General features: G+C 70.8%; 14 protein-coding genes and 1 tRNA gene. 13 read left to right on the top strand and 2 right to left on the bottom strand.

Annotated features, from left to right (window positions below):
- Positions 1 to 10 precede the first annotated feature (10 nt).
- Positions 11 to 946, bottom strand: a complete 936-nt coding sequence (locus tag IE295_RS10380) for an AurF N-oxygenase family protein (RefSeq protein WP_190063266.1) — start codon at positions 944 to 946, stop codon at positions 11 to 13.
- A 101-nt stretch (positions 947 to 1047) separates the two neighbouring features.
- Between IE295_RS10380 and IE295_RS10375 the strand changes: the two genes are divergently transcribed.
- Complete coding sequence (locus tag IE295_RS10375) at positions 1048 to 2145, top strand: ferritin-like domain-containing protein (protein WP_190063265.1); 1098 nt, start codon at positions 1048 to 1050, stop codon at positions 2143 to 2145.
- Between the two features lie 371 nt (positions 2146 to 2516).
- Entirely contained in the window at positions 2517 to 3119 is a 603-nt protein-coding gene (locus tag IE295_RS10370) for a polysaccharide deacetylase family protein (RefSeq protein WP_372478812.1), read from the top strand.
- Positions 3120 to 3224: 105 nt separating this feature from the next.
- Here IE295_RS10370 and IE295_RS10365 read toward each other — a convergent pair.
- Positions 3225 to 3296: transfer RNA gene (locus IE295_RS10365), tRNA-Arg, on the bottom strand.
- 79 nt (positions 3297 to 3375) lie between these two features.
- Between IE295_RS10365 and IE295_RS10360 the strand changes: the two genes are divergently transcribed.
- The 11 genes from IE295_RS10360 (at position 3376) to prmC (ending at position 16343) form a co-directional block, all read left to right on the top strand.
- On the top strand, positions 3376 to 3897 hold the full coding sequence (locus IE295_RS10360; RefSeq protein ID WP_372478819.1) for a response regulator: 522 nt from the start codon (positions 3376 to 3378) through the stop codon (positions 3895 to 3897).
- Positions 3898 to 3941: 44 nt separating this feature from the next.
- Positions 3942 to 4760 (top strand): ArgS-related anticodon-binding protein NrtL, encoded by an 819-nt coding sequence (nrtL, locus tag IE295_RS10355; protein ID WP_190063263.1) that lies wholly within the window; start codon positions 3942 to 3944, stop codon positions 4758 to 4760.
- Positions 4761 to 4775: 15 nt separating this feature from the next.
- Positions 4776 to 6167, top strand: coding sequence for a diaminopimelate decarboxylase (gene lysA / locus IE295_RS10350; RefSeq protein ID WP_190063262.1), 1392 nt, complete (start codon positions 4776 to 4778; stop codon positions 6165 to 6167).
- A gap of 105 nt (positions 6168 to 6272) precedes the next feature.
- Positions 6273 to 7565: a homoserine dehydrogenase gene (locus IE295_RS10345; protein ID WP_190063261.1), complete on the top strand. Its 1293-nt coding sequence runs from the start codon at positions 6273 to 6275 to the stop codon at positions 7563 to 7565.
- 37 nt (positions 7566 to 7602) lie between these two features.
- Positions 7603 to 8673 carry a threonine synthase gene (thrC, locus tag IE295_RS10340; protein WP_190063464.1) on the top strand — a complete coding sequence of 357 codons (1071 nt, stop codon included), beginning with the start codon at positions 7603 to 7605 and terminating at the stop codon, positions 8671 to 8673.
- A 326-nt stretch (positions 8674 to 8999) separates the two neighbouring features.
- The gene (gene thrB / locus IE295_RS10335) at positions 9000 to 9914 is read left to right on the top strand and encodes a homoserine kinase (protein WP_190063260.1); all 915 of its coding nucleotides are present in this window, start codon (positions 9000 to 9002) and stop codon (positions 9912 to 9914) included.
- A 417-nt stretch (positions 9915 to 10331) separates the two neighbouring features.
- Positions 10332 to 12365 carry a transcription termination factor Rho gene (rho, locus tag IE295_RS10330; protein WP_190063259.1) on the top strand — a complete coding sequence of 678 codons (2034 nt, stop codon included), beginning with the start codon at positions 10332 to 10334 and terminating at the stop codon, positions 12363 to 12365.
- Positions 12366 to 12708: 343 nt separating this feature from the next.
- The gene (locus IE295_RS10325; protein WP_190063258.1) at positions 12709 to 13851 is read left to right on the top strand and encodes an LCP family protein; all 1143 of its coding nucleotides are present in this window, start codon (positions 12709 to 12711) and stop codon (positions 13849 to 13851) included.
- Positions 13852 to 13987: 136 nt separating this feature from the next.
- A complete protein-coding gene (rpmE, locus tag IE295_RS10320) occupies positions 13988 to 14212 on the top strand; it encodes a 50S ribosomal protein L31 (RefSeq protein ID WP_086573283.1) in 225 nt (74 codons plus the stop codon).
- Positions 14213 to 14333: 121 nt separating this feature from the next.
- Positions 14334 to 15413 (top strand): peptide chain release factor 1, encoded by a 1080-nt coding sequence (gene prfA, locus IE295_RS10315; protein ID WP_190063257.1) that lies wholly within the window; start codon positions 14334 to 14336, stop codon positions 15411 to 15413.
- An 84-nt stretch (positions 15414 to 15497) separates the two neighbouring features.
- Positions 15498 to 16343, top strand: a complete 846-nt coding sequence (gene prmC, locus IE295_RS10310) for a peptide chain release factor N(5)-glutamine methyltransferase (RefSeq protein ID WP_190063256.1) — start codon at positions 15498 to 15500, stop codon at positions 16341 to 16343.
- The last annotated feature ends 9 nt before the right edge of the window (positions 16344 to 16352 follow it).

Raw genomic sequence — 16352 nt, 5'->3', positions numbered from 1 at the left:
GGCGGCAGGCTCAGGCCAGCAGGCCAGAGCTCTTCCACAGCCGTCGTCCGACGCCCCTCATCAGGCCGATGTCGTCGAGGAAGTCGGTCAGCCGCTTGGCGCCCGCCTGCATCACCTCGCGCCGGTGGCCGCTGGCGCGGACCTGGGCCAGGGCCTCGCGGCGGTCGAGGCCGGCGTTGGTGTAGACGGCAGGGTTGACGAAGGCGAGGGAGAAGACGCGGGCCGCCTCGCCCGCGCTGATGCGGGTGAGCTCCGCTTCCCAGCGCGGGGCGGTCACCATCTGGCGGCGCAGTTCCTCGCGCGCGTAACGGACGTGGCGGGCCTCCTCCACGACGTGGATGCGGGTGACGCCGCGGATGAGCGGCTGGACCCTCTCGTCGGGGAAGGTCAGGCGCTGCATGTGGTCGAGGATCTCCTCGCCGAGCAGCGTGCAGGTGAAGGAGCCGGGCGTCGTGGAGACGGTCTTGAGGACCCGGGCGAGATTGTGGTGCAGGGGGCCGACGGGGTAGGTGGGGCCGCCCACCTTGTGGATCATCCGGGCGAACATCTTCGAGTGCCGGCACTCGTCGGCGATCTCGGTGAGGGCGTAGCGCACGTGGGCGCTGGTGACCGGCTTGTCGTAGATGTGACGGACCAGCAGCTGCATCAGGATGATCTCGAACCAGATGCCCAGCGACCCGAGCGAGGCCAGCTCGTGCCGGGCGAGCTCCATGCGCTGTTCCTCGGACATTCTGCGCCACAGCGGGGTGCCGTAGAGGGATATCAGCTCCGGGGGGAGGAGCCACTTGCCGGGCTCGAGGGGGGCGTCCCAGTCGAGTTCGGTGTCGGGGTCGAAGGAGTGTCTGGCGGAGGATTCGAGCAGTCGCTCGGCGACGCGCTCACGGTCCTTGAGGGGGCCGAGTGCGTCCTGGGGCCGGAGTGAGTGCCGATCAGACGCCGTCGTCATGGCCGATTCCACCTCAGATCGGGGTTACCCGGGGTACGTTCTTATGAGACTGCGTGTCAGCAAGGTGGGTCAAGCCCCGCACTGAGACAGGAGGCGCGACGATGGCGACGCGCGAACCCTACGTCCACGACCCCGGCAGCGCCGTCTGGGAGATCCCGGCCACCGGCGCCGCGCGCTTCGGCTGGGACTACGACGACGGCCGCGAACGGCTCCTCGCCCTCTACCGGAAGGGCAAGGACAAGCAGTGGGACGCCGCCAAGCGCATCGAGTGGGACCTGGAGGTCGACCCGTACGACCCGCTGGGCGTGCCCGACGAGAACATGACCGTCTACGGCACCCCCTACTGGGACCGGATGAGCGAGCGCAACCGGCGCGACATGCGCCGCCACTACGCCTCCTGGCAGTTCAGCCAGTTCCTGCACGGCGAACAGGGCGCGCTGGTGTGCGCGAGCCGCATCGTGGAATCCGTACCGGACGTGGACGCGAAGTTCTACTCCGCCACCCAGGCCATGGACGAGGCCCGGCACGTGGAGATCTACAGCCGGTTCCTGCACGAGAAGATCGGAATGCTCTATCCGGTCAATTCCAGCCTTCAGTCGCTGCTCGACGACACCCTGCGTGATTCCCGCTGGGACATGCCGTACCTCGGTATGCAGGTCCTCATCGAGGGCCTCGCCCTCGCCGCCTTCGGCATGCTGCGCGACGTGACCAAGAAGCCGCTGCCCCACCAGATTCTGGCCTATGTGATGCAGGACGAGGCGCGCCATGTCGCATTCGGCCGCATGGCCCTGCGGGACTACTACCGGCAGCTTTCGGACGCCGAACTCCGCGAGCGCGAGGAGTTCGTGATCGAGGGCTGCTATCTGATGCGCGACCGGCTGCGCGGCGAAGAGGTGCTGGCCGATTTCGGCATCCCGGCCGCGGACGCCGCCGAACTCAGCGAGCGGTCCGAATACCTGCAAATCTTCCGGAAGTTGCTGTTCAGCCGCATCGTGCCGTGTGTGAAGGACATCGGCCTGTGGGGTGAAAGGCTCCAGCGCGCCTATGTCGACATGGGGGTATTCGAGATGGGCGATGCCAGCCTCGATCAGCTGATGGCCCAGGACGAGGAGATCGCCGAACAGCTCGACGCCCGCCGCTTCGCGGCGGAGGAGGCGGCCCGTACCGCCGAGATCGCGGAGACGATCGCGGAAGGGTAACGGTCGTGTTCATGCCGAGGACATTACAAAGGCCCCGTGCGTGTTGTGTCCGAATGCCGTGAGGGATGCGGTGTTGCGGAACGGAATGCGGTAAACGGCCGTCTACGCGGGCAGGAACCTTTCAGGTTGCGCGAGGGGGATGGGGGGACAAGTCCATGGCTCGCTTGACTGCCCGAAGTCGGCACATCGCGATCGCGGCGGGAGGGGTAGTGGCTCTCGCGGGGGTGATATCGGGAACGGTGGCCGTCGCTACAGAGGATTCCGGCGACTCCAGTGCTTCGAGTTCAGTGGAGTTGACGCTTCCGCCATCGTCCGACGCCACCAGGCACACACCCACCGCCTCACCCGCCGACCCCGGCCCCTCCGGCCCCGTGTCGTCGGAGATGGCCCACGAGACCGAGCGCGGCGGCAAGTCCGTGGCCCTGACGATCGACGACGGCCCCGACCCCAGGTGGACCCCGAAGACGCTCGAAGTCCTGAAGAAGAACGGCATCAAGGCCACCTTCTGCATGATCGGCCCGTCCGCCAAGGCCCACCCCGACCTCGTCAGGAAGGTCCTGGCCGACGGCCACCGCCTCTGCGACCACTCGGTCGACCACAACACCGCCATGGACAAGCGCTCCGAGGACTACCAGAAGCAGCAGATCCTCGACGCCAAGAAGATGATCGAAGACGTGGCGGCCGGCGCCAAGGTCCGCTACTACCGCGCCCCCGGCGGCGCCTTCACCCCCTACAGCCGTCAGCTCGCCGCCGCCAACGGCATGCGCCCCCTGGGCTGGAGCGTCGACACCCACGACTGGCAGCGCCCGGGCGTCGACCGCATCGTCGAAACGGTCAAGCGCGAGATCGCCAACGGCCCGATCATCCTCTTCCACGACGGCGGAGGAGAACGCAGCCAGAGCGTTGAGGCCCTGGCCCGCTGCATCGGCTGGCTGAAGGAGGAGGGCTACGGCTTCGACTTCCCGAAGATCTGAGCCCACGCGGCACACACGCGCACGGCGACACAACGCGGCGAAACAAAAAGACCCCGCTCCCAGCGAAATCGCTGGCGGCGGGGTCTTCCGGCACTTCAATCGAAGTGCCCCCGGCAGGATTCGAACCTGCGCACACGGCTCCGGAGGCCGTTGCTCTATCCCCTGAGCTACGGGGGCGTATCGTCCGGCGGCTTTCGCTCGCGGCGACGGGTAGAACACTACCAGCTTCGGGCGGGTGGACGGCAACGGTGATCGAATCGGGGGCGGGGAGGGGCGGGGAGGTCGCTCGGGCGGGGTGGAAGTGGGGAAAAGCCGGACGGCGGGGCGGGGGCGCGCCTACTCTCGGGGTGTGCCTGGCTTGTCCGGCCGGGTCCTTGTTGTGGACGACAACAAGGTCATCCGGCAGTTGATCAGGGTCAACCTCGAGCTCGAAGGCTTCGAGGTCGTGACCGCGGCCGATGGTGCCGAGTGTCTGGAGATCGTGCACCGGGTACGTCCCGACGTCGTGACCCTGGACGTGGTGATGCCCCGGCTGGACGGGCTGCGGACGGCGGCGCGGCTGCGGGCCGACGCGCGGACGCGGGACATCCCGGTCGCGATCATCAGTGCCTGCACCCAGTTCCAGGAGGAGAGCGGGCGGTCCGCGGGCGTGGACGCGTTCCTGGCGAAGCCCTTCGAGCCGGCGGAGATGGTGCGGCTCGTGCGGAGGCTGGTGGGCCGGCCGGAGGGGGAGGGGGCTCCGGGGGATCCCGAGCCCGTCGTCCGTCCCGCAGGGTGAAACCGGTTCGCGGACCGGGGCATCCTCTCCCCTAGGCTTGCCCTGTGACCCCCGCCGATCTCACCCGCACCGTGTTGCACACCGTGCGCCGCGCCGTCGAGGCGGACGAGCTGCCCGCCGTCGTGCCGGAGCGGGTCAGCGTGCGGGTTCCGCCGCGGCCGGGGTGCGGCGACTACGCCACCAACGTCGCCCTGCGCGTCGCCCAGGAGACCGGCCGGCCCGCCCGCGAGGTCGCCGAGGTGCTCCGGCGGCGGCTCGCCGGCCTGCCCGGCATCGCCCGCGTCGACATCGCCGGGCCCGGCTTCCTCAACATCACCCTCGCGGGGGACGCGGGTGCCGGGATCGTCCGCGACGTGCTCGGCGGCGAACTCCGCGGCGAGCCCCTTCCGCTCAGCCCCGGCCCCGCCCTCGTCGCCCGGCTCGGCTCCGACGCCGCGCGGTGGGCCCTGCTCGCTCCGCCCGGGCTGGACCGGGACCTGCTGCTCGTCCAGCGGGAGGCCAACCCCCTCTTCCGGGTCCGGTACGCCCACGCCCGTACCCACGCCCTCGTACGCAACGCGGCCGGCCTCGGGTTCGACGCCGCACCGGCCGACCTTCCCGACGCGAGCGCCGCGCCGCTGCTCGCCGCCCTCGGCGACCACTCCCGCGTGAGCTCCACGCGCGCCCCCGAGCGACTCGCCCGGCATCTCGAGCGGGTCGCCGACGCCTTTCTGCGGTGGCAGGCCGACTGTCCCACGCTGCCGCGCGGGGACGAGAAACCCTCGGTCGTCCACCGAGCCCGCCTGGCCCTCGCCGAGGCCACGGGCAAGGTGCTCGCCGACGGCCTGAACCAGCTCGGCATCACCGCACCCGTACATCTGTAAAAGGGGATCGCCACCATGAGCCGCTCCGCCCACCCCGCCGGGCCCCGTTACGCCGACGTCCTTCCTGAAGGTCACTACACCGCGCCGCCCGCCGACCTCAACGCGCTCGACGCGCGCGTGTGGTCCCGTACCGTCGACCGCGACGCCGAGGGCGTCGTCACCGTCGGCGGGATCGGCGTCAAGCAGCTCGCCGAGGAGTTCGGGACGCCGGCCTACTTCCTCGACGAGGACGACTTCCGCGCGCGCTGCCGCGCCTGGCGCGACGCCTTCGGGCCCGACGCCGACGTCTTCTACGCGGGCAAGGCCTTCCTCTCCCGCGCCATCGTGCGCTGGCTGCACGAGGAGGGCCTCAACCTCGACGTCTGCTCGGGCGGCGAGCTGGCCACCGCCCTCGACGCCGGCATGCCCGCCGAGCGCATCGCCCTGCACGGCAACAACAAGTCCACCGAGGAGATCACCCGCGCCGTCGAGGCGGGCGTCGGGCGGATCGTCCTCGACTCCTTCCAGGAGATCGTGCGCGTCGCGCACATCGCCGAGCGGCTCGGCAAGCGCCAGCGCGTACAGATCCGGGTGACGGTCGGCGTCGAGGCGCACACCCACGAGTTCATCGCCACCGCCCACGAGGACCAGAAGTTCGGCCTTCCGCTCGCCGGCGGGCAGGCGGCCGAGGCCGTGCGCCGGGCGCTGAAGCTCGACGGGCTGGAGCTCATCGGCATCCACTCCCACATCGGCTCGCAGATCTTCGACACGTCCGGCTTCGAGGTCGCGGCCCACCGCGTCGTTCAACTGCTCGCCGAGGTCCGCGACGAGCACGGCATCGAGCTGCCCGAGATCGACCTGGGCGGCGGCCTCGGCATCGCGTACACCCCCGACGACGACCCGCGCGAGCCGCGCGAGATCGCCGCCGCGCTGCGCGACATCGTCACCCGCGAGTGCGCGGCCTCGGGCCTGGCCGTGCCGCGGATCTCCGTCGAGCCGGGCCGCGCGATCGTCGGCCCGACCGCCTTCACGCTCTACGAGGTCGGCACGGTCAAGGAACTGCCGGGCCTGCGGACGTACGTCAGCGTCGACGGCGGCATGTCCGACAACATCCGTACCGCGCTGTACGACGCCGACTACTCCGTCGCGCTGGCCTCCCGCACCTCCACCGCCGAGCCGATGCTCACGCGCGTCGTGGGCAAGCACTGCGAGTCCGGTGACATCGTCGTGCGCGACGCGTTCCTGCCCGCCGACGTCGCGCCCGGCGACCTGCTCGCCGTGCCGGCCACCGGTGCGTACTGCCGCTCGATGGCGAGCAACTACAACCACGCGCTGCGCCCGCCGGTGGTCGCGGTCACCGACGGTGAGGCGCGAGTGATCGTCCGGCGGGAGACGGAAGAAGACCTTCTCCGTCTCGACGTCGGCTGACGGAAAACAGAAAAAACAAGTCTCGAATGCTGGACCGGGGGAGGAATCCCCCGTCCAGTGAGTGAGACTGTTAACCACCGTAGATGTAATGAGAAACGAGGTCGGATGATGCGTACGCGTCCGCTGAAGGTGGCGCTGCTGGGCTGTGGAGTGGTCGGCTCTGAGGTGACGCGCATCATGACGACGCACGCGGATGACCTCGCGCAGCGCGTCGGAGCGCCGGTCGAGCTCGCCGGGATCGCCGTGCGCCGCCCCGACCGGGTGCGTGAGGGCGTGCCCGCCGAGCTGATCACCACCGACGCCACCGCGCTGGTCAAACGCGGTGACATCGACGTGGTCATCGAGGTCATCGGCGGCATCGAGCCCGCGCGCAACCTGATCACCACCGCCTTCGAGCACGGGGCCAGCGTCGTCTCGGCCAACAAGGCGCTGCTCGCCCAGGACGGCGCCGCGCTGCACGCCGCCGCCGAGCAGCACGGCGCGGACCTCTACTACGAGGCCGCCGTCGCCGGCGCCATCCCGCTGGTCCGGCCGCTGCGCGAGTCCCTCGCCGGCGACAAGGTCAACCGGGTGCTGGGCATCGTCAACGGCACCACGAACTTCATCCTCGACAAGATGGACTCCAGCGGGGCCGGCTACTCCGAGGCGCTCGACGAGGCCACCGCGCTCGGCTACGCCGAGGCCGACCCGACCGCCGACGTCGAGGGCTTCGACGCCGCCGCCAAGGCCGCGATCCTCGCCGGGATCGCCTTCCACACCCGGGTACGCCTCGACGACGTCTATCGCGAGGGCATGACCGAGGTCACCGCCGCGGACTTCGCTTCCGCGAAGCAGATGGGCTGCACCATCAAGCTGCTGGCCATCTGCGAGCGTGCCGCGGACGGGCAGTCCGTCACCGCCCGCGTGCACCCGGCCATGATCCCGCTCAGCCACCCGCTCGCTTCCGTGCGCGAGGCCTACAACGCCGTGTTCATCGAGGCCGAGGCAGCGGGTCAGCTGATGTTCTACGGCCCCGGGGCGGGCGGCTCGCCGACCGCCTCCGCGGTCCTCGGCGACCTCGTCGCCGTCTGCCGCAACAAGCTCGCCGAGGCGACCGGACCGGGTGAATCCGCCTACACCCGGCTGCCGGTGAGCCCGATGGGCGACGTGGTCACGCGCTACCACATCAGCCTCGACGTGGCCGACAAGCCGGGTGTCCTGGCCCAGGTCGCGACGGTCTTCGCCGAGCACGGCGTCTCCATCGACACGGTCCGCCAGACGGGCAAGGACGGCGAGGCGTCCCTCGTCGTGGTCACCCACCGGGCGGCCGACGCCGCCCTCTCGGCGACGGTCGACAAGCTGCGCGGGCTGGAGACGGTCCGCGGCGTCGCGAGCATCATGCGGGTCGAGGGCGAGTAAGGCGAGTAAGGGGATTACGAAAGCAATGTCTGCCAACATCAGCCGCCCCGGCACCCACCAGTGGCGCGGCATCATCGAGGAATACCGCGACCGCCTTCCGGTCACCGCCGACACGCCGGTCGTCACCCTGCGCGAGGGCGGCACGCCGCTCGTCCCCGCCCAGGTGCTCTCCGAGCGCACGGGCTGCGAGGTCCACCTCAAGGTGGAGGGCGCCAACCCCACCGGGTCCTTCAAGGACCGCGGCATGACCATGGCCATCACCCGGGCGAAGGAAGAGGGAGCGCGCGCCGTCATCTGCGCCTCCACGGGCAACACGTCCGCCTCCGCCGCGGCCTACGCCGTACGCGCCGGAATGGTCTGCGCCGTTCTCGTGCCGCAGGGCAAGATCGCGCTCGGCAAGATGGGCCAGGCCCTGGTCCACGGCGCGCGCATCCTCCAGGTCGACGGCAACTTCGACGACTGCCTCACGCTCGCCCGCGGGCTGTCCGAGAACTACCCCGTGGCGCTGGTCAATTCGGTCAACCCGGTACGTATCGAGGGGCAGAAGACCGCCGCCTTCGAAATCGTCGACGCCCTGGGCGACGCGCCGGACATCCACGTCCTGCCGGTGGGCAACGCGGGCAACATCACCGCCTACTGGCGGGGCTACCGCGAATACGCGGCGGACGGCATCGCCGCCCGCACCCCCCGCATGTGGGGCTTCCAGGCCTCCGGTTCGGCGCCGATCGTGCGCGGCGAGCCCGTGAAGGACCCGCACACCATCGCCACCGCCATCCGCATCGGCAACCCCGCCTCCTGGCGGTTCGCCGAGGAGGCGCGGGACGAGTCGGGCGGCCTCATCGACGAGGTGACCGACCGACAGATCCTCGCCGCGTACCGGCTGTTGGCCTCGCAGGAGGGCGTCTTCGTGGAGCCGGCGTCGGCGGCGAGCGTCGCCGGGCTGCTCAAGGCGGCGGAGGCCGGGCTGGTGGATCCGGGTCAGCGGATCGTCTGCACGGTCACCGGGAACGGGCTCAAGGACCCGGACTGGGCGGTGGCGGGGGCTCCGCAGCCGCTCACCGTGCCGGTGGATGCCGGGGTTGCTGCGCAGCAGCTGGGGCTGGTCTAGCCGCCCGGGTGCGGGCCGTCGTCGGGGTTGTGCGCAATCGTTCCGCCCAGCGGAACGATTGCCCACGACCGGGCGGCGGCCCGGCCCGCAACCCCGGCGGGCCGCCGCCCGCAAGGCGTCGCAAACCCGACAGATGCACAGGTAGCCGTGCGACACGCATCGTGCGCCTCCTGTGCGCCCTATGTCGCCACTGAACCTTCCTTCGATAGGCTGTGCACACTCCGCCCCGTCGCAGACCGTGCCGCCCCCACGCGGTATCGCCGTCGCGGCCCTTGCGGATGTTGCACGCCATCAACCACGGCCACACCAAGGAGAGTCATCGAGCGATGGCCGGTCCCGCGTTCCGCGCCGCCGCCGTCCGAGTGCGCACCCCCGCCACCAGCGCAAATCTCGGTCCCGGCTTCGACGCCCTCGGCCTGTCCCTGGGTCTATACGACGATGTCGTGGTCCGGGTGGCGGAATCCGGGCTGCACATCGACATCGCCGGGGAGGGCGCCGACACCCTCCCGCGCGATGAGAGTCACCTCCTCGTACGGTCCCTGCGCACCACCTTCGACCTGCTCGGCGGCCAGCCGCGCGGCCTCGAGGTCGTCTGCGCCAACCGCATTCCGCACGGGCGGGGCCTGGGCTCCTCCTCCGCGGCCATCTGCGCGGGCATCGTCGCCGCCCGCGCGGTGACCATAGGCGGGGCCGAGAAGCTCGACGACGCGGCCATGCTGGAGCTGGCCACCGAGATCGAGGGCCACCCCGACAACGTCGCCGCCTGCCTGCTCGGCGGATTCACCCTCGCCTGGATGGAGTCCGGGGTCGCCCGGGCCATTCGGATGGACCCTGCGGATTCCATCGTTCCGGTGGTCTTCGTGCCGTCGAGACCCGTACTGACCGAAACCGCGCGCGGACTGCTGCCGCGCAGCGTCCCCCATGTGGACGCGGCCGCCAACGCGGGGCGCGCGGCGCTGCTCGTCGAGGCCCTGACCAGGCGCCCCGAGCTGCTGCTGCCGGCCACCGAGGACCGGCTCCACCAGGAATACCGCGCTCCGGCGATGCCGGAGAGCGTGGCCCTGGTCAACCGACTGCGGGCGGACGGGGTGCCCGCGGTCATCTCCGGCGCGGGGCCCACGGTGCTCGCGCTGGTCGAGAACGGTGCGGCCGACAAGGTCGCACGGCTGGCGGGCGAGGGGTGGGCGGCCAATCGGCTGACTCTCGACGCCGGGGGGACGAGCGTGCTGCCGCTCGCCTGACCAGTGGCGTCCGGGGGAGCCCGGGCCCACGAAAAACGCGGTTGCCGGTCTTGGAGAGGGGGAATGTTTGTGGGATCCGGTAGTGTTAACCTCAAGTCTGCACTCGAAGCCACTTCGGCTCGGTGCTACGTGTCCCGATCAGGGACCGCTTTTCTTCCGGGAGCCTCCCCAACTGCCTGAGCAGCCTGCCTGAGCAGTTGCGAGCACGCTCCGGAATCGGCGTGGGCGACATGAGTGAAGCGTTATGTCGTGCCCTTCCCTCATTCTTCACGCCGGCACCAATGCACTGATTCCTCCGCCGCAACAACCGGCGGACCACCGCCCCGGCCCGGTCCGAAAGATCAGGACCGCAGCCGGACAGCACAACCGGTCGCCGAGCCAGACAGGCCGACGCCCGCTCCAGGGAAGGACCCCTTCGTGAGCGACACCACCGATCTGATGGGCGTGAACGCCGGCGCCGCCGGTAATGCCTCCGCGCCCGCCACGGACGCTCCCGCCGCGCCTGCCACCGGTGCTGCCACCGCCCCCAAGCGGCGCCGTTCGGGCACGGGCCTCGACGCCATGGTCCTGGCAGAGCTCCAGCAGCTCGCTTCCGGCCTCGGTATCAAGGGCACCGCGCGGATGCGTAAAGGCCAGCTGATCGAGGTCATCAAGGAGAGGCAGGCCGGCGGCGGCGCCGCTCCCGCCAAGGCCGAGGCCCCGGCTGCCGCGGAGGCCGCCGAGACCAAGCCCAAGCGCCGTGCGACCTCCAGGACCCGTACGGGCGAGAGCGCTGCCGAGAAGCCGGCCGAGAAGGCCGCCGCCCAGCAGCAGATCGAGATCCCGGGCCAGCCGAGCAGCGACGAGGCCCCGGCCGGCGAGCGCCGCCGCCGGCGTGCCACCGCGGCTGCGGGCAGCCCCGAGCCGGCCGCCGCCGAGGCCCGCGCCGAGGAGCGGACCGACGTCCGCACCGAGGAGCGCGCCGAGGCCAAGGCCGAGGCCGCCGTGGACACCGCCGAGGGCAAGGCCGCCAAGGGCGGCGAGCGCCAGGACCGCGCCGAGCGCGGCCAGAAGGGCGAGCGCCGGGAGCGCGGGGAGCGCGCCGAGCGCGGCCAGCGCGACCGCGACCGCGACCGCCGTGGCGGCCGTGACGGCGACGCCGGGCAGAAGGGCGACCGCCAGCAGCGCGGCGACCGCGCCCCCCAGGGCGGCCCGCAGGACGAGGACGACTTCGAGGGCGGCCGTCGCGGCCGTCGTGGCCGCTACCGCGACCGTCGTGGCCGTCGTGGCCGCGAGGACTTCGCGGGCGAGCCGCAGGTCTCCGAGGACGACGTCCTGATCCCGGTCGCGGGCATCCTGGACATCCTCGACAACTACGCCTTCATCCGGACCTCCGGCTACCTGCCGGGCCCGAACGACGTCTACGTCTCCCTGGCCCAGGTCCGCAAGAACGGCCTGCGCAAGGGTGACCACGTCACCGGTGCGGTCCGTCAGCCGAAGGACGGCGAGCGGCGCGAGAAGTTCAACGCCCTTGTCCGTCTTGACTCGGCCAACGGCATGTCGGCCGAATCCGGCCGCGGGCGCCCCGAGTTCAACAAGCTCACCCCGCTCTACCCGCAGGACCGCCTGCGGTTGGAGACCGACCCGGGCGTGCTGACGACCCGGATCATCGATCTGGTCGCCCCCATCGGCAAGGGCCAGCGCGGTCTGATCGTGGCCCCGCCGAAGACCGGTAAGACCATGATCATGCAGGCGATCGCCAACGCGATCACCACCAACAACCCCGAGTGCCACCTGATGGTCGTCCTGGTCGACGAGCGTCCGGAAGAGGTCACCGACATGCAGCGGTCGGTCAAGGGCGAGGTCATCTCCTCGACCTTCGACCGCCCGGCCGAGGACCACACCACCGTCGCCGAGCTGGCCATCGAGCGCGCCAAGCGCCTCGTGGAGCTGGGTCACGACGTGGTCGTCCTGCTGGACTCGATCACCCGTCTGGGCCGCGCCTACAACCTGGCCGCCCCTGCCTCGGGCCGCATCCTGTCCGGTGGTGTCGACTCGACCGCGCTCTACCCGCCGAAGAAGTTCTTCGGTGCCGCGCGCAACATCGAGGACGGCGGCTCGCTGACCATCCTGGCCACCGCGCTGGTCGAGACCGGCTCGCGCATGGACGAGGTGATCTTCGAGGAGTTCAAGGGCACCGGCAACATGGAGCTCAAGCTCGACCGGAAGCTCGCCGACAAGCGCATCTTCCCGGCCGTGGACGTCGACCCGTCCGGCACCCGCAAGGAGGAGATCCTCCTGGGCGCCGACGAGCTGGCGATCGTCTGGAAGCTCCGCCGGGTGCTGCACGCGCTCGACTCGCAGCAGGCCATCGAGCTGCTTCTGGACAAGATGAAGCAGACGAAGTCCAACGCCGAGTTCCTGATGCAGATCGCCAAGACCACGCCCTCCTCGGGCAACGGCAACGACTGATCCGCATCCCACGGCACTGAGAACCCTCCCCGTCACACCCGTGACGGGGAGGGTTCGTCGTTCGGCGCCGGCCCGGTCCGCGATCGTGCGCGCACCCGCCCCACATCGTGATCTTTCCGTGACCTTTTGAGACATCCGCCACAGCCGACCCGTCCGCAAATGGCCGGAATGAATGCCCCCGCAATGGCCGAAATCGCAGGTCGCGGGGGTAGGCGCGGCGATATGGGCGGTCGGCTGGGCGCGGCTTTCCTAAGACCGTCCTCAGAATCCGCTGTGCAACCCTGGCGCAGACTTCCCCGTCAACCAGCAGGGGGCACGTCAGACGACAAGGACTGAGGAGCGCATGGCCGACGACAGCAGGAGCCCGCGGGGCGGATCGCACCGCCGTCGTGCCGGCGGCAGGGCAGGCGCCGGGTCCGGCGGCGGCCGGGGGCGGCGCCGCAAGCCGCCCGTGCGCCGCAAGGGCCGGCGAATAGCCGCCTGGAGCGCGGCCGCGGTCGTGCTCACCGGCGGCGCCGGACTCGGGTTCGTCTACTTCAAGCTCAACGGCAACCTGCACAGCGTCGACATCAACGCCGCCCTGGGCAAGAACCGCCCGGACAACGTCGACAACGGCTCCCAGGACATCCTCGTCCTCGGCTCCGACTCCCGCGCCGGCGCCAACGGCAAGTACGGCCGGGACGAGGGCAGCTCCCGCTCCGACACCGCGATGATCGTCCACGTCTACGCGGGTCACAAGAAGGCCAGCGTCGTCTCCATCCCGCGCGACACCATGGTCCCCCGCCCCGAGTGCACCACGACCGGGGGCAAGACCAGCCCGGCGGTCCGGCGGGCGCAGTTCAACGAGGCGTACTCCATCGGCGGCGCCGTCTGCACGGTCAAGACCGTCGAGGCCATGACCGACATCCGGATGGACCACTATCTGGAGGTCGACTTCGCCGGCTTCCAGAAGCTCATCGACAAGCTGGGCGGGGTCGAGGTCACCACCACCAAGGCGATCCACGACAAGTCGAGCCACCTCGATCTCGAGGCCGGCACCCACAAGCTCGACGGCGAGCAGTCCCTCGGCCTGGTCCGCACCCGCAAGGCCGTCGGCGACGGCAGCGACCTCGGCCGGATCAAGCTCCAGCAGGCCTTCATCAAGGCGCTGCTGGACCAGGTGAAGTCCGTCGGGATCTTCACCAGCCCCACCAAGCTCTACGGCATCGCCGACACCGCCACCAAGGCCCTCACCACCGACCGCGACCTGAACTCGGTGAACAAGCTCTACGGCTTCGCCAGCGGCCTCAAGGGCATCGGCTCCGACGACATGAGCATGGTGACCCTCCCGGTCGGCGCCGACCCCCGCGACGCCGACCGCGTGGTGCCGGTCACCGAGCAGGCCGACCAGGTCTGGCGGGCCCTGCGGAACGACGACGAGATCCCCGAGGCCGCCCTCAAGGAGAGCCGCGAGGCCGGGGCGGAAGCCGACGGCGTGGTGAAGTGACCCCCGGGAATACCCGGCCCCGGCCCCCCGTTTTGGGGGATACGGCCAGTACTGGCAGACTGGTACGTCGGCCCCGGTTCACGTAAGGCAATCCCGCCTCTACGACCCGGTGCCCTCCCGAACCTAGGAGAACCCCTTGAAGCGCGACATCCACCCGGAGTACGTCGAGACGCAGGTCAGCTGCACCTGTGGCGCCTCGTTCACCACCCGTAGCACCGTCGCCGACGGCACCATCCGTGCCGACGTGTGCTCCGAGTGCCACCCGTTCTACACGGGCAAGCAGAAGATCCTCGACACCGGTGGCCGTGTGGCGCGGTTCGAGGCCCGCTTCGGCAAGACCGCCGGGTCGGCCAAGAAGTAGCGACCCGCAGGCGCCGGTCCTCGGTCGCCCAGCCCCGGCTGGGCGACCGGACCGGCGCTTTGTCGTCCAGCAGGCCGCGAGGCCCGCCAGGCCCGTCACCTCCAGCAGCTAGGGAAAATCGATGTTCGAGGCAGTCGAGGAACTGATCGGTGAGCACGCCGACCTCGAGAAGCGGCTCGCCGACCCCGCCGTGCACGCGGACCAGGCCAACGCACGCAAGCTCAACAAGCGCTACGCCGAGCTGACCCCGATCGTCGGCACGTACCGCTCCTGGAAGCAGGCCGGGGACGACATCGAGACCGCGCGCGAGCTGGCCGCCGACGACCCCGACTTCGCCGCCGAGGTCAAGGAGCTGGACAAGCAGCGCGAGGCGCTCACCGAGAAGCTGCGGCTGCTGCTGGTCCCGCGCGACCCCAGCGACGACAAGGACGTCATCCTCGAGATCAAGGCGGGCGCGGGCGGCGACGAGTCGGCCCTGTTCGCCGGCGACCTGCTGCGCATGTACCTGCGCTACGCCGAGCGCGTCGGCTGGAAGACCGAGATCATCGACTCCACCGAGTCCGAGCTGGGCGGCTACAAGGACGTCCAGGTCGCGGTGAAGACCAAGGGCGGCAACGGCGCCACCGAGCCCGGCCAGGGCGTCTGGGCCCGGCTGAAGTACGAGGGCGGCGTCCACCGCGTCCAGCGCGTGCCCGCCACCGAGTCCCAGGGCCGCATCCACACCTCCGCGGCGGGCGTGCTCGTCACGCCCGAGGCGGAGGAGGTCGAGGTCGAGATCAACATGAACGACCTGCGGATCGACGTCTACCGCTCCTCGGGCCCCGGCGGCCAGTCCGTCAACACCACCGACTCGGCCGTGCGCATCACCCACCTGCCCACCGGTGTCGTCGCCTCCTGCCAGAACGAGAAGAGCCAGCTCCAGAACAAGGAGCAGGCCCTGCGCATCCTGCGCTCGCGCCTGCTGGCCGCTGCCCAGGAGAAGGCCGAGGCCGAGGCCGCCGACGCCCGCCGCAGCCAGGTCCGCACCGTCGACCGCTCCGAGAAGATCCGCACCTACAACTTCCCCGAGAACCGCATTTCGGACCACCGCGTGGGGTTCAAGGCGTACAACTTGGACCAGGTGCTCGACGGCGAGCTGGATCCCGTGATCCAGGCGTGCGTCGACGCCGACTCGGCCGCCAAGCTCGCCGCCGCGGGCTGACCCGAGTGCGATCGACCGGGTGCTGAAGAACCGAGCCCGTCCGGCAAGCGCGGACAACCGGGGCGCCGACGCGAGAGGAACAACGTGAACCTGCTGCTAGCAGAGGTGGCGCAAGCCACTCAGCGGCTGGCCGACGCCGGCGTACCGTCCCCGCGCTTCGACGCGGAGGAGCTGGCCGCCTTCGTGCACGGCGTCAAGCGCGGCGAGCTGCACAACGTCAAGGACGCCGACTTCGACGCCCGCTACTGGGAGGCCGTGGCCCGCCGCGAGGCGCGCGAGCCGCTCCAGCACATCACCGGCCGCGCCTTCTTCCGGTACCTCGAGCTCCAGGTCGGCCCCGGCGTCTTCGTGCCCCGCCCGGAGACCGAGTCGGTCGTCGGCTGGGCCATAGACGCCGTCCGGGCCATGGACGTCGTCGAGCCCCTCATCGTGGACCTGTGCACCGGCTCCGGCGCCATCGCCCTGGCCCTGGCCCAGGAGGTGCCGCGCTCGCGGGTGCACGCCGTCGAGCTCGACGAGACCGCCCTGAGCTGGGCCCGCAAGAACGTCGAGGGCTCCCGCGTCCAGCTGCACCACGGCGACGCGCTCGCGGCCCTGCCCGAGCTCGACGGCCAGGTCGACCTGGTCATCTCCAACCCGCCGTACATCCCGCTCACCGAGTGGGAGTACGTCGCCCCCGAGGCCCGCGACCACGACCCGGAGCTCGCGCTGTTCTCCGGCGAGGACGGCCTCGACACCATCCGCGGCCTGGAGCGCACCGCGCACCGCCTGCTGCGCCCCGGCGGCGTCGTCGTCATCGAGCACGCCGACACCCAGGGCGGCCAGGTGCCGTGGATCTTCACCGAGGAGCGGGGTTGGGCCGACGCGGCCGACCACCCCGACCTGAACAACCGGCCCCGCTTCGCCACCGCCCGCAAGGCGATGCCGTGACGGCCCCGG

Source organism: Streptomyces griseocarneus (assembly GCF_014655595.1).
In the GTDB taxonomy this organism is placed as follows: Bacteria; Actinomycetota; Actinomycetes; order Streptomycetales; family Streptomycetaceae; genus Streptomyces; species Streptomyces griseocarneus.
Note: the sequence above shows the minus strand (reverse complement) of the source record. Positions and strands in the feature narration are given on the sequence as shown.

What these genes read in the sequence shown, in the direction of transcription:
- IE295_RS10380 (WP_190063266.1), bottom strand. Translation starts at nt 946, where the DNA reads ATGACGACGGCGTCTGATCGGCACTCACTCCGGCCCCAGGACGCACTC.
- IE295_RS10375 (WP_190063265.1), top strand. Translation starts at nt 1,048, where the DNA reads ATGGCGACGCGCGAACCCTACGTCCACGACCCCGGCAGCGCCGTCTGG.
- lysA (WP_190063262.1), top strand. Translation starts at nt 4,776, where the DNA reads ATGAGCCGCTCCGCCCACCCCGCCGGGCCCCGTTACGCCGACGTCCTT.
- IE295_RS10345 (WP_190063261.1), top strand. Translation starts at nt 6,273, where the DNA reads ATGATGCGTACGCGTCCGCTGAAGGTGGCGCTGCTGGGCTGTGGAGTG.
- thrB (WP_190063260.1), top strand. Translation starts at nt 9,000, where the DNA reads ATGGCCGGTCCCGCGTTCCGCGCCGCCGCCGTCCGAGTGCGCACCCCC.
- IE295_RS10325 (WP_190063258.1), top strand. Translation starts at nt 12,709, where the DNA reads ATGGCCGACGACAGCAGGAGCCCGCGGGGCGGATCGCACCGCCGTCGT.
- prfA (WP_190063257.1), top strand. Translation starts at nt 14,334, where the DNA reads ATGTTCGAGGCAGTCGAGGAACTGATCGGTGAGCACGCCGACCTCGAG.